A 12,870-nucleotide genomic window follows, 5' to 3' on the forward strand; every position below is an offset into this window, starting at 1 on the left:
GTCTTTAAGAATGCTTTGTGGGTGGCTGGTTTCTCTTTGGTCTTGTTGCAATGCACTTCTTGATAAAGTGTGACGGGCCGACCTTTTAAAGATATTGCCGCGCGTAAAAGAAAATGCGCTTTACGGTCGTCTAAATCTGACCAGTCGATTGAGATAACAGGGCGTGTTGTGTTGCCGCAAAATAGTTGGCATATAGATGCATAGATGAGCGGTGTTTCACTTACTAAATGCGGGTTTGAGAGCAAGCGGTCAGCACGTTTAATCCGATGTTTTTCAAAGGCTTTAGTCTTAATTCCTCGACCTATGCTGGTTACGGTCGCAGCGCTTCCATTAAGCAGACTTTTGACGCACGCCGTGACCGCACTTAGACGAGTTTTATGCATATTGTAGCTGACAAGCGATACGACATTGTTCACAATAGATAGAGCATTCATGGCTGTTTGGCCTCGGTGATTTTTGGCGATTGATCTGATCACCAAACGTCATGAATGTTCCTATCTTTTTTATCTCGCTGATATCGTTATATTATTTGTGGGGATACCTCAGACTCTGACCCCATTATTCAAGTTGGCTACCGATGGGTTTATTACCCTATTAATGTACTCTGACCCCATTATTTGGGTACAAAAAAGCCCCAACCGAGGTTGGGGCGTTTGAAAGCGTTAAGTACTTATACGCGCTTAACGGCTACATTTGCTTCGAACTTAGGCTTAACTGCCAAGTCTTCAGAAGGTGGAGCAAACTTAGTTAGGTCAATACCTGCAACTGCTTGCTTGTACTCTTCTGTCGTTGGGAAACGACCAAGAACCGTTGAAAGTACTACTAGCGGCGTAGAGCCTAGTAGTGATTCACCTTTCTTCTCAGCAGAGTCAGCTACAACACGACCTTGGAAAAGACGTGTAGATGTCGCGATAACTGTATCGCCTGGCTCAGCCTTTTCTTGGTTACCCATACATAGGTTACATCCAGGACGCTCTAGGTAAAGAATGTTGTCGTACTTAGTACGCGCCGCTTCTTTAGGCTTAGCATCATCGAACTGGAAGCCTGCATATTTCGCTAGAACGTCCCAATCGCCTTCCGCTTTTAGCTCGTCAACGATGTTATATGTAGGTGGAGCTACAACTAGTGGCGCTTTGAATTCAACAGAACCGTTAAGCTTTTCTAGGTTACGCAGCATTTGTGCGATGATTTGCATGTCGCCTTTGTGCACCATACAAGAACCAACGAAACCTAGGTCTACTGGCTTACCATCGTAGTAAGAAACTGGACGGATAACGTCGTGGGTATAACGCTTAGATACGTCTTCGTTGTTTACGTCTGGGTCAGCAATCATTGGCTCGTCGATTTGATCTAGATCGATAACCACTTCTGCGTAGTACTTCGCGTTGTCATCTGGCGCAAGCGCTGGCTCTTCACCAGACTTGATTTCAGCAATACGCTTATCAGCTAGGTCAATTAGGCCTTGAAGCATGTTCGCTTCGTTGTCCATACCCTTGTCGATCATGATTTGGATACGGCTCTTAGCAAGTTCAAGCGACGCAATCATTGTCTCGTCATTTGAGATACAGATTGATGCTTTCGCCTTCATTTCTGCAGACCAGTCAGTGAATGTGAATGCTTGGTCAGCCAATAGAGTACCGATTTGAACTTCAATTACACGACCTTGGAACACGTTCTCGCCAGAGAATTGCTTAAGCATTTGCGCTTGAGTCGCGTGAACCACGTCACGGAAGTCCATGTGCTCTTTCATGCTACCTTTAAAAGTAACTTTCACAGACTCAGGGATTGGCATTGCCGCTTCACCCGTTGCAAGTGCTAGTGCTACCGTACCTGAGTCGGCACCGAATGCTACACCTTTAGACATACGCGTGTGCGAGTCACCACCGATGATAATGGCACGATCGTCTACTGTAATGTCGTTAAGCACTTTGTGAATAACGTCAGTCATTGCATGGTAAACGCCTTTAGGATCACGTGCAGTGATTACACCAAAGTTGTTCATGAACGACATAAGCTTAGGAATGTTAGCTTGTGCTTTTTTGTCCCATACTGATGCCGTGTGACAACCAGACTGGTAAGCACCATCTACAACAGGAGAAATCGTTGAAGCGGCCATTGACTCAAGCTCTTGGCACGTCATTGGGCCAGTCGTATCCTGCGAACCTACAATGTTTACTTTAACGCGTACGTCAGAACCAGCATGAAGCGGAGCATCTGAATTTACGCCAACTGCATTACGGTTAAAGATTTTTTCAACCGCTGTTAGGCCTTGGCCTTCGTGAGACACTTCTTTCGACGCTGCATATACGGCTGGCGCTTTTGTACCTAGAGTACGTGCTGCGAAAGACTGTAGCTGCTTACCGAATACAACTGCGTAAGAACCACCGGCTTTCATGAACTCCATTTTTTGAGGAGTAAATGATGCAGATACGTCAGCAAGTTCTTCTGAACCGTTGTAAAGCTTCTTCGCCTTAGTATCGATAGTTAGTACAGTACCAGTTGCTACTGAGTAAGCTTCTTCAAGTACTGGGTCACCGTTTGCATCGCGAACGATTTCACCGTTTTCATCAGTTTTCTTAACCCAATTCTTAAGGTCAAGACCAATACCACCGGTTACGTCAACGGTAGTAAGGAAGATTGGCGCAATACCGTTAGTACCAGCAACAATTGGCGCTTTGTTTACAAATGGAATGTAAGGGCTTGTTGGCTCACCTGCCCATAGTGCAACGTTGTTAACACCAGACATACGAGATGAACCTACACCCATTGTGCCTTTTTCAGCGATAAGCATCACTTTAGCATTCGGGTGCTTCTTACCAAGTTCAACAATTTCTTGCTGCGCTTCAGGAGAGATCATGCACTGGCCGTGAAGTTCACGGTCGGCACGTGAGTGCGCTTGGTTACCTGGAGAAAGAAGGTCAGTTGAGATATCACCTTCAGCGGCGATGTAAGTCACAACTTCAATTTTCTCTGGAACATCAGGAAGCTTGGTAAAGAATTCAGCTTTTGCGTAGCTTTCTAGTACGTCTTTAGCAATAGCATTGCCAGCTTTGAATGCATTTTCAAGACGCTCAGTGTCAGCTTCGTATAGATAAACTTGAGTCTTCAATACTTCTGCCGCAGGCTTAGCAACCGCTTCGTCATCAGAAAGTGCTAGGTCTAGTAGTACTTCTACAGACGGACCACCTTTCATGTGTGAAAGTAGTTCAAGCGCAAACTCAGGGGTAATTTCTTCTACTTTTTCTTCGCCAAGTACAATTTCTTTTAGGAATTGTGCTTTAACACCCGCCGCAGGTGTAGTACCTGGAAGCGTGTTATAGATAAAGAATTTTAGAGAGTCTTCGCGATGCTCGTTTGTTGTATCTTTAATTTGAGCAATAATTTCAGACAGCAGATCTGCACTGTCGATTGGCTTAGGGTTAAGACCTAGTTCCGTTTTACGGGTTTCGATCTCTGCCAGATATTCTGAATACAAACTCATATAGTTCTCTCGGTCTTAGTTTTACTTGGGCGTAGTGTTAAGTCGGTCTTAGCTATACGCATATAAAAATGAGGGATATTTTAACCGATTTTTAGCGGTTACGTAATGACTGAAAGTAAACAGTTAGGTATTCACCCGCCTAAACTGTCGTTGTGTTAAAGCAATTACATTTTTACTAGAAAAACGAATTTTAATTAAAAGCAAAATTAAACTAACCATTTCAGACAGTTAGAAGCAAACCATTTGAAATCAATGACAATATTTAGCTTGAATGGTTTGACCAATAAAGATAAATAATAGTGTTGCACTTATGACAGACATTCATTTTATTTATGGTGCTACCAGTACAAATTACCATCAATTTTGAAACAAAATTTCATTTATTAATGTTTTCTGTGCCTAATTTCCTCTTGGCGATACTTCGATCACTCTTCCATTTTCACCATCGGTCAAAAGAAGCAGGTTACCTTGATGATCAAGCGCAATATCCCGCAGCCGTTCCCCAGGTCCCTCAAACATTTTTGTAGAGATATATTCGTTCGATACGGCTCTAACCGCATACAAAGCTTTGGCTTTCAAACTGGTAACAAGTAACGTATTAGCTAGCATCGGGAAACGCCCATGGGAATAGTAGATCATGGAAGATGGCGCTATAGAAGGTGTCCAGTCTACAATGGGGCCAGTCATACCCGGATAGGTCGAAAAAGGCGAAATTCTAGCGCCGGAATAGTCTTTGCCTAGTGTAACAACTGGCCAACCATAATTTGCGCCTTGTTGTAAAAGGTTTACTTCATCACCGCCATCTGGGCCGTGCTCATGCAAAAACAGGTTGCCGTCACTCCCCTTTACAAGCCCTTGGGGATTGCGGTGTCCAATACTAAAAATAAAGGGGTTATCAGGAAAAGGAGAGTTGGCCAACGGCTTGCCGTCTATTGTAAACCCTAGCACTTTTCCTAGTTGTGAACTGATAACTTGTGCTTGCTCGCGATAATCAAAGCCATCTCCTGTCGTAACCAAAAAGCCCTGTTTTGTGTTTAAAGCACTGCCCTCTAGTTGAAGCAGTTTCCCACCGTAGTGCACAGGCGTGTCTTTGGCTTGTGCCAGTGCTAACACTGGCTGAATGTTAGTAATGCCAGAAGTAAGGGAAAGCTGTCCTTTTACTATGGCAAGACGGTTTGCACTATCGCTCCCCTTGGAATAACTCAGCAACACGGTTCTGTCTTCAGGGAATTGCGAGGGTATAAGAAGATCGAGTACGCCTCCTTGCCCTTTAGTGTACAAGTCATCGAGCATTAAAGAAAACCGCGCACTTTCCCCCTTATTGTCAATAATTACCAGCTCACCATCTCGCGTTACTATCAATATATGGGTGCTTGCCTGAGCCTTATCAATAACCGTCGTTAAGGCCTTGGGAAACGCCAGTGAGGTAGCGATATCTTCTGTCATGACATGCTGGTCGAAATTTTCATAGGCCGTTAGATTTGAGCTACCTGCTTCACGTTGCTCAGTATTAGATGCGTGCTTTTGAGTGAGTTCAGAGGCCGTAGTTACGGCAAAAGCAGGAGCCAAAGCAGCTCCCAGTAAAGAAAAAGCCAGTAAACTGATCATCGTACGCCATGACCTCATTGTGATTGTCCTCTTTTACTTAACATACTATGGTATACCCTATTGCCACGCTCAAACCATTTGAGGCCTGTTGAGTTTTGTTCTAATGCACTGTGCGACAAATCTTGGACTACAAAAATGAACAACCTAATACGACGCACTATTTTCCATTTTTTACCATCATGGGCCGTCGGCTTTCTACTAGCAAGTACGTTTCACTCGTGTGCCGTTTTAATCGGACTCATTCGAATTGATGTTGATATGAATCCAAGCGATTGGTTTTTCATGATATGGCAAGATGCACTAGGCCTTTTGCCTACTTACGGCGTGATTATTGCTGTTACCTTATTGTTGGCGTTCTTGGCGACACATTTCATTGTTAGGCGTCTTAATCAAAATGCTAGTGGCTCTTCCAACCGTACCCGATTTATTCTTTTCACAATAGCGGGAGGCCTGTCGTTCTTATTAATGCTCATTGCCATGCAGCCCATATTGAATGTGACCCTAATTGCAGGCGCTCGCACTACCTTAGGACTTTCCGCACAATGCATGGCAGGCATCTGTGCTGGTGGGCTATATAGTTACTTAAGTAATAGTTCTACAAAAAATTAATAACTAAAAATTATAATACTAAATAACCCAACCCTAATGTAAATGAAAAGTTAAGTTTGCTACTGTAAGGCATAAACACCCTTTTTACTTTGCCCTACTAGGAACAAGCAACATGATAACTTATCCTGATAACGTGACCTGCTTAGCCGATTATATTGAAAGCGTTTTGCAAAAATTTGCCGACAGGCCAGCGTATACGGCGCTTGGACAAACACTTACATTTGCCGAGATAGACCGTAAGTCATCAGCGTTAGCCCGCTACTTTGTTCACGAAGCTAAATTGTCTCCTGGTACCAAAGTCGCCATACAACTTCCTAATTTAATTCAAAACCCTATTGTTGTTTATGCTGCCTTACGCGCAGGCCTTGTTGTAGTAAATACAAACCCGCTTTATACCGAACGCGAGATGAAGCACCAGTTCACTGATAGTGGCGCGAAAGCTCTGGTTATTCTGGGTGATTTGCTCCCCAAATTCACTAGCATAAAAGATGATACTAGTATCGAAACCGTTATCACCACGTCGGCAACAGAGCTTTTAGACCCTAACACTGCACCAAACCTTGAAGGTACGGTTTCATTCACACAAGCAGTGGAGCTAGGCAATACACTGCCTGCATTTGCACGTCCTTCTATTGCTCTAGATGAACTCGCCATGTTGCAATACACCGGTGGTACTACAGGGGTATCGAAGGGCGCAGCCTTAAGTAATAAAAACGTTTTAGCTAACTGCATCCAAATGCTCGACCGTATTGGTGAGGGCTTCAAAGATGGTGAAGAAGTATTGGTATGCCCATTACCGCTTTATCATATTTATGCATTTACGGTTGGAATGATGGCGCTCTTTGCCAAAGGTACTCAGATAATTCTTATACCCAATCCGCGGGATATCGACGGTTTCATTCAAACACTCAAGCCCCATAAAATTTCAGCATTCATGGGGATCAACACCTTGTTTGTTGGTCTTGGAAGACACCCTGAATTTGCAAAGTTAGACTTTTCTAAATTACACCTCACGATGTCTGGCGGCACCGCACTTACTCAAGCCGCAGTATCCATTTGGCAAGACGTAACCGGGAACACCATCACCGAAGGCTATGGGCTATCAGAAACTGCGCCAGTTGTATCTTTTAACATTCCAGGTAAAGAAGAGATTGGCACGGTGGGGCACGAACTAGAAGGCACTGAAGTTGCGTTACTGGATAGCCATGATAAGCCGGTGGCCGAAGGCGAGTCAGGGCAAATTGCAGTTCGCGGACCTCAGGTTATGCTGGGTTATTGGAACCGAGACGACGAAACTGCCAAAGTCATGACCCAAGATGGCTTCTTTAAAACCGGGGACATTGGCATTCGCACCGAGTCTGGGGCAATTAAAATTGTAGACCGTTTAAAGGATATGATTATTGTCTCTGGGTTTAATGTCTATCCAAACGAGGTTGAAGATGTTCTTACAACGCACCCTAGCGTGATGGAAGCCGCAGTTGTGGGTAAACCCGATGAAAAGACCGGTGAGCGAGTGTGTGCATTTATTACTGTTTCAAGCGATGTATCAACACAAGACGTCATTGATTTTTGTAAACAGCACCTCACAAATTACAAGATCCCTAAGTCGATCACGATACTTGACGAGCTACCAAAATCTACCGTCGGAAAAATTCTACGTAGAGAGCTTCGTTCGGCTTAATGACTCCCCCACTTGCGCCGCACATTCAGCGCGGCGCTTAATACCCAGTTTTACGCGTTTTCCATCGAAAAATCAGATATTTTTGTTTCACTATCTCAAGGCAAACCTGGCAAGGCGAAGTACATAGTCTGACTAAGTTGGGCGAGCCTTGGTACGTATTCACCACTCTGGTTCCCGTCATCAAGTCGTCGCCGCGGGTAGACCACCTAATTGCTATTGCCACCGATATATCAGAACAAAAGCTCCAAAAAGCGTACGACGAAGCCCAAAGTGCTTTTCCCTAGCGCATAAAAAAGGGTCGAATATTATTCGACCCTTTTAAATGATGTATTAACGAAAGTACGATTTTTAACTTGTACCTAGCTCAGCTGCAATGGCGTCTGCCTGACGCTTTTCGCCCTGCACAAACTGCTTCCACTGCTGTGCCATAGCACGACTTTTTTGGTGCTTTTCTGCTTCAGCTAGCTGATTAAGCGCAAGGGCATATTGCTTCTTGTTGTAAAGTGCCATGCCTTTAATCAGGTAAACCAAACCAGGGTTTCTCAAATCGCCCTTTTCAACCGCTCGGTCTGCCGCAGCAATTGCATCGTCGAAACGCTCTTCATTAAGAAGAATTTGCGCTAACTGTGCATCTAACTCACCGTCTTCAGACAGTTCAGCAGCTTGCATCATAACGGGTATGGCTTTGTCTTGCTCTTTGGCTAGCGACCAGCTTTGACCTAAGAACTTAAGGTTGCGCAAGTTTTTCTCCAGCACACCGTCGTTCATCGCCTGCTCCATCAACTTGGCACCTTTGTATGGCACGCGATGATAGTAATAAAGCTGCGCCATATTGAACACATCAGCAGATGTATTAACGAACCCGCGCTGATAGGCGGTTTCCATGATAGCCAACTGCTTGCGCTCTTCGCCTAGCTCACCGTACATACCAGCTAGCTGGATCCAATACTTAGGCTCGTCAAACAACTTCACCATTTTAATAAGAACGTCTTTAACCTTTTGAGGCTGCTTGAGTTCGTAAAAAATAGCACGTTGAAGAATTAACCACCCTTCATCAGGGATCATGCCTTCTGCTTCGTGATCGGCAACGGCTTCAGAAATCCACATTGCAGCTTCGTCGTACTGTTTATTTTGGTAGTACGCCTGGGCCTTTATCACTTTATTTTTAACCGGTACAGGGCCTGTATTTAGGCTTTCCCAACGTTCCAAATAAGTGATGGTGTCGTCGTAATTACCTTGCATAAGGTTAAGCTGAGCCAAACTGAAAAGCGTGGTCATTTCAAACTTTTCAGGAATAGGCTGTTGCTCTACGACTTTCGCGAACGATTCTAACGCCTTTGTATAGTCTTCGTTGTTGTAATAAATGAAGCCGAAAAAGTTGTACATCATGGCTTTTTCGTAGGCGTTCATAGAATCAGACTTATCTTCTACTTCTTTCAAAATAGAGATAGCTTCTTCAACATTACCCGCTTCATCTGCCGCTGTTTGTGCACGAGCCAGCTGCTCGTAAACCTTGCCGCGCAATGTAGGCACACGACGAGTTTTCTTTTCGCTCGCTTTTTGCTCTTGCGCAACAGCGTCACTAGCAACCAACATAGAAGGTACAGATACCGTGGCCGATGCAAATGCAAACGCCAGTGCACTAAGCAATGTATTCGTCTGTTTTCTCATCATGTTCTGTTACCCGTCAATTTGGAACGAAATGCGGTTTTGCACACCAGACACTTCTGTTGCTTCGCCGTTAACCACGCGAGGCTTATATTTAAACTTCATCGCCGCATCAATGGCCGCTTGTTCAAATATGCCTTCTGGGTTAGCTTCAACAACAATTGGGTCGCGCACAGCGCCTTGCTTGGTTACTGTAAATTCAACAATAACGAAACCTTCAATACCCCGTTGAAGAGCACGCCTTGGATAAACTGGCGCAACCTTAACGATAGGAAGATATTCACCGTCACCGGATTCGAGGGCCAACCCGCCTTCTAACGAGATGTCGTCTCCTACTTCAGCACCAAAGTCCATCGACGTACCTTCTGCATCCGGAGAAGGCGAGTCCATTTGAGGCTGCTCCATTTGCGGTGGCGGCTCTTCAGGCTTAGGTGGCTTCTTCGGCTTACGATCTTTTTTCTCAACCTGTTCATCCTGCTTAACCCTTACGAAGTCAAGCACGCTTCCCTTAGGCGGCTCAGTTAGTGCGCTGCCACCCATCTTGATAAGCGATTGCATCAAGAAGAACAGGCCTAACGTGATCGCAAGGGAAATAACAAATGCGATTAAATATCGTGGCATGATTTATTGCTCTTGGGCTGCAATCGAAACATCGTAAACGCCAGCGGCTCGCGACGCGTCCATAACCTTAATCAGTGTTTCTGTTGTGGCTTTTTTGTCAGCCTGAATTACAACAGAACCCTGTGGGTTTTCTGCGCGAAGACGCTCAATGTTCGCTTGTACTGCGCGAACGTCGATACGGCGTTTGTTAATCCAAATTTCGCCTTTATCTGAAATAGCGATAAGGATATTAGCGCGGTCCTTTTTCACAGCAGTGGCTGCTTCAGGACGGTTAACATCGATACCCGCTTCTTTCACAAATGACGCAGTCACGATAAAGAAGATCAACATGATAAATACGACGTCCAGCATGGGCGTCATGTCGATGGCTGCTTCTTCTTCATCGACTAAGTTTTGAAAGTGCTGCTTCATAATAAATACCTTACCTTAACGCTTAGCTAGCATTAACGTTGAATAATCAATGCATCCTCAAGATGCGTGCGTTCTGATTTCACCATACGAGTTAACCAGGTAGCGGCGAATACGCCTGAAAGTGCGCCAACCATGCCCGCCATTGTGGGGATAGTGGCTTTCGATACACCTGACGCCATTGAACGAGCATTACCTGAGCCCGCAATCGCCATTACATCGAACACTTCAATCATACCGGTAACCGTCCCCATCAAGCCTAGCAGCGGACAAAGCGCAACCAGTGACTGGATAATTGGGATGCTGCCGTTTAGGCGCATGGTTAACTGTGAAATTGTTTTCTGACGAACCTGCTCTGCGAACCAAGAAGAGCGATCGGTACGTGCTGTCCACATTGCTATCGCTTCTTTCTTGGCTTGCTTGTGCCAAACCATCAGATACATCGCACGCTCGAGGATCAAAAGCCACATAACGAATATCAGCAGACCGATGACCAGGAGAACCTGGCCACCCGTTTCTGTGAAATCGCGAATTGCTTCTAGAAACTCGATCATGATTAGCCTCGCTCAGCGCGCTCTGCAATTACGCCAGACGCCTGTTCTTGTAGGATGTACACAATGTTCTTAGAACGTGTGTTAAGCATTGCATAAAGCAGTGTCATTGGAATCGCTACAACTAGACCTAGTACCGTTGTTACAAGTGCAGTTGAAATACCACCTGCCATCAGTTTCGGGTCACCTGTACCAAACAGGGTAATAGCCTGGAAGGTGTTAATCATACCGGTTACCGTACCTAGTAGACCCATAAGCGGTGCTACAACAGAAATAATCTTAATGATAGTCAGGTTACGACCTAACTTAGGCACTTCGCCTAAAATCGCTTCTGTAAGGTGAAGTTCAAGCGCTTCAACGTCAGCGTCTGGGTGCTCGTCACGTACTTTAAGTACACGGCCAAGCGGGTTGTTAGTGTTAACTTCTTTGCTCTTAAGTTGCTTGTTCACTTTCATGCGAATAAGCGACAGCGTTACAAGACGCTCAAGGGCAAGTAGAAGACCGAACGCACCAACGATAAGAATGATGTAACCTACTACGCCGCCCTGCTCTACACGCTCTTGAAGGTTAGGCGCTTGAACAAGAAGACCTAGGATTGAACCACCCGTTGGGTCGATACCGAACTGTACTAATTCACCGCTTGATGCTTGTAGTTCAGCAGCAGAGTCCATGTAACGGTCAGCAGGCTGACGTACAAGTTCAGACACCGTACCTGTTACACCGTTGTATTCTAGGTATTTACCATCAGCAACAAGTGCAAAAGGACCTACGCGAACAACAGACTTATTCACTTTTTCACCGCCAGCTTCAACAACGTCTGTCTTGAACGTAGTGACTTTGCCGGCTTCAGTCATTTCACGCTGCATTTCAAACCAAACGCGCTCAATTTCTTCAATTGATGCAAGTTTTGAGCTTGAACCCATATCTTGTGCCATTTTATCAAGGAAGTCAGCACGGCCAGGGATTTGTGCAGAAACCACTGAGTTATAGAATTTGTTTTTGGTGTCGCCAGCGATTTGCTGAAGTACACCGAATAGCTCTTTAAGTGAACCAAGACGTGTGTCTAGTGCACCGTTAAGATCTGCTAGTTTGAATTCGTTTTCTTCGAACTGAGTTTCAAGCTTTTCAGATTGCGCAAGCATCTGGTCGCGCTTCTCACGAGTTTCGCGAAGAATGCGATCTTGCTCTGCACGTTGCGCTTGGAAATCACGCTCACGCTGTTTGTTTTGCAGAGACTGTGCGAACTGACCTTCTTCTAGTTGCTTAAGAAGTGCGTCTAAGTCCATGGCACGGTCGCTTTGTGCGAAAGCACCAACGCTGATGCTAAGGGCTGCTAGACCAACAGCGATACGTTTTACTGTGTTAAACATTCTCATCAACCTCTTAGTCTGTAATTGCCACTGGCAGCATTAGCAAGTCTGGTGCAAGTTGCTTCTTCGCCATGCGCAGACCTTTTGTAATTTGTGTACGGTAGCTGCTATCAAGCTCTTCCCACTGACGAGTTTGCTTGTTCCAAACACCCTGCATGCTTGCATCACGTGTTTGATAAATTAGCGCTGTGCGACCAAGGCGTAGGAATTCAACGTCACGCTCTTGACCGTTAATTGAATGAATACCGCTGTACGCTTCCATAGTGCGGCCGTAGTCCATTTCTACTTGATACGCTTCCATTACGCGGCGGAATTTCTCAGACGCAGCAACGTCGGCACGGTCCATCATAGCGCGAAGGTCAGCAACGCGATTTGCGCGCTCTTCTGGAAGGAATGGTACGTCTAGCGCAACAAACTGCTCTAGGCCGTCAATCATGCGCATCATTAGTGGCGTGATTTGACGCTCAACAACAGACACTTCATCGATAGCAGCATTTAGATCTGCCATTTCTTGTTCTTGGTTATTGATTTGCTTACGAAGCTGAGTGTTATAAACCTCAAGGCCTTCGATTTCTTTCATCAAAGTTTTGAACTGTTGAAGTTTGCTGTCGATTTGATCGGTAATACCGTTAATCTTTTCTTGCGATTTCGCCGCTGACTCGTTTATTTTCGCTGCCTCATCGACAACGGGTTTTAAGACTTCATCGTCTTGTGCAAGCACGGGTGTCGCTGCTAGCGCACCTGCCACAAGCAAGGCATTGATAAGCTTCATACATTCAAACCTTTAAAGTTAAAAGAAATCGGTTGTATCCGACTATAAATTTCTGCGCGTAGGATAGGAGTTTTCTGTGACAGTTTTATTACGAAACTGTC

General features: G+C 45.2%; 10 protein-coding genes and 1 pseudogene. 2 read left to right on the plus strand and 9 right to left on the minus strand.

From position 1 onward, the window contains the following. The 3 genes and pseudogenes from QME20_RS03765 to QME20_RS03775 all read right to left on the minus strand — a co-directional run. A pseudogene (locus QME20_RS03765) lies at positions 1–434 on the minus strand (transposase); the annotation flags it as partial. Between the two features lie 236 nt (positions 435–670). Continuing rightward, a complete protein-coding gene (locus QME20_RS03770; RefSeq protein WP_239241691.1) occupies positions 671–3,481 on the minus strand; it encodes a bifunctional aconitate hydratase 2/2-methylisocitrate dehydratase in 2,811 nt (936 codons plus the stop codon). A 399-nt stretch (positions 3,482–3,880) separates the two neighbouring features. Continuing rightward, a complete protein-coding gene (locus QME20_RS03775) occupies positions 3,881–5,107 on the minus strand; it encodes a PQQ-dependent sugar dehydrogenase (RefSeq protein ID WP_049587063.1) in 1,227 nt (408 codons plus the stop codon). Positions 5,108–5,224: 117 nt separating this feature from the next. Here QME20_RS03775 and QME20_RS03780 point away from each other — a divergent pair, with 117 nt between their 5' ends. Together QME20_RS03780 and QME20_RS03785 are read left to right on the plus strand one after the other, a co-directional pair. Beyond that, a complete protein-coding gene (locus QME20_RS03780; protein ID WP_231514250.1) occupies positions 5,225–5,698 on the plus strand; it encodes a hypothetical protein in 474 nt (157 codons plus the stop codon). A gap of 112 nt (positions 5,699–5,810) precedes the next feature. Then, positions 5,811–7,379 carry an AMP-binding protein gene (locus QME20_RS03785; protein ID WP_049587062.1) on the plus strand — a complete coding sequence of 523 codons (1,569 nt, stop codon included), beginning with the start codon at positions 5,811–5,813 and terminating at the stop codon, positions 7,377–7,379. 348 nt (positions 7,380–7,727) lie between these two features. Here the strand turns inward: QME20_RS03785 and QME20_RS03790 are convergent, their stop codons facing one another. Genes QME20_RS03790 through QME20_RS03815 form a run of 6 tightly spaced genes read right to left on the minus strand, consistent with a single transcriptional unit; the run spans position 7,728 to position 12,769 of the window. Further along, positions 7,728–9,053, minus strand: a complete 1,326-nt coding sequence (locus tag QME20_RS03790; RefSeq protein WP_061439561.1) for a tetratricopeptide repeat protein — start codon at positions 9,051–9,053, stop codon at positions 7,728–7,730. A 6-nt stretch (positions 9,054–9,059) separates the two neighbouring features. Continuing rightward, positions 9,060–9,668 carry an energy transducer TonB gene (locus tag QME20_RS03795; protein WP_061439560.1) on the minus strand — a complete coding sequence of 203 codons (609 nt, stop codon included), beginning with the start codon at positions 9,666–9,668 and terminating at the stop codon, positions 9,060–9,062. A gap of 3 nt (positions 9,669–9,671) precedes the next feature. Beyond that, positions 9,672–10,079, minus strand: coding sequence for a biopolymer transporter ExbD (locus QME20_RS03800; protein WP_014948289.1), 408 nt, complete (start codon positions 10,077–10,079; stop codon positions 9,672–9,674). Positions 10,080–10,111: 32 nt separating this feature from the next. Beyond that, positions 10,112–10,630: a MotA/TolQ/ExbB proton channel family protein gene (locus QME20_RS03805; RefSeq protein WP_071958574.1), complete on the minus strand. Its 519-nt coding sequence runs from the start codon at positions 10,628–10,630 to the stop codon at positions 10,112–10,114. 2 nt (positions 10,631–10,632) lie between these two features. Then, a complete protein-coding gene (locus tag QME20_RS03810) occupies positions 10,633–11,997 on the minus strand; it encodes a MotA/TolQ/ExbB proton channel family protein (protein ID WP_239218744.1) in 1,365 nt (454 codons plus the stop codon). Between the two features lie 13 nt (positions 11,998–12,010). Then, positions 12,011–12,769, minus strand: a complete 759-nt coding sequence (locus QME20_RS03815) for a DUF3450 domain-containing protein (protein WP_014948287.1) — start codon at positions 12,767–12,769, stop codon at positions 12,011–12,013. Positions 12,770–12,870 lie beyond the last annotated feature (101 nt).

The organism is Alteromonas sp. CyTr2, assembly GCF_947311905.1.
GTDB classification, from domain to species: domain Bacteria; phylum Pseudomonadota; class Gammaproteobacteria; order Enterobacterales; family Alteromonadaceae; genus Alteromonas; species Alteromonas macleodii.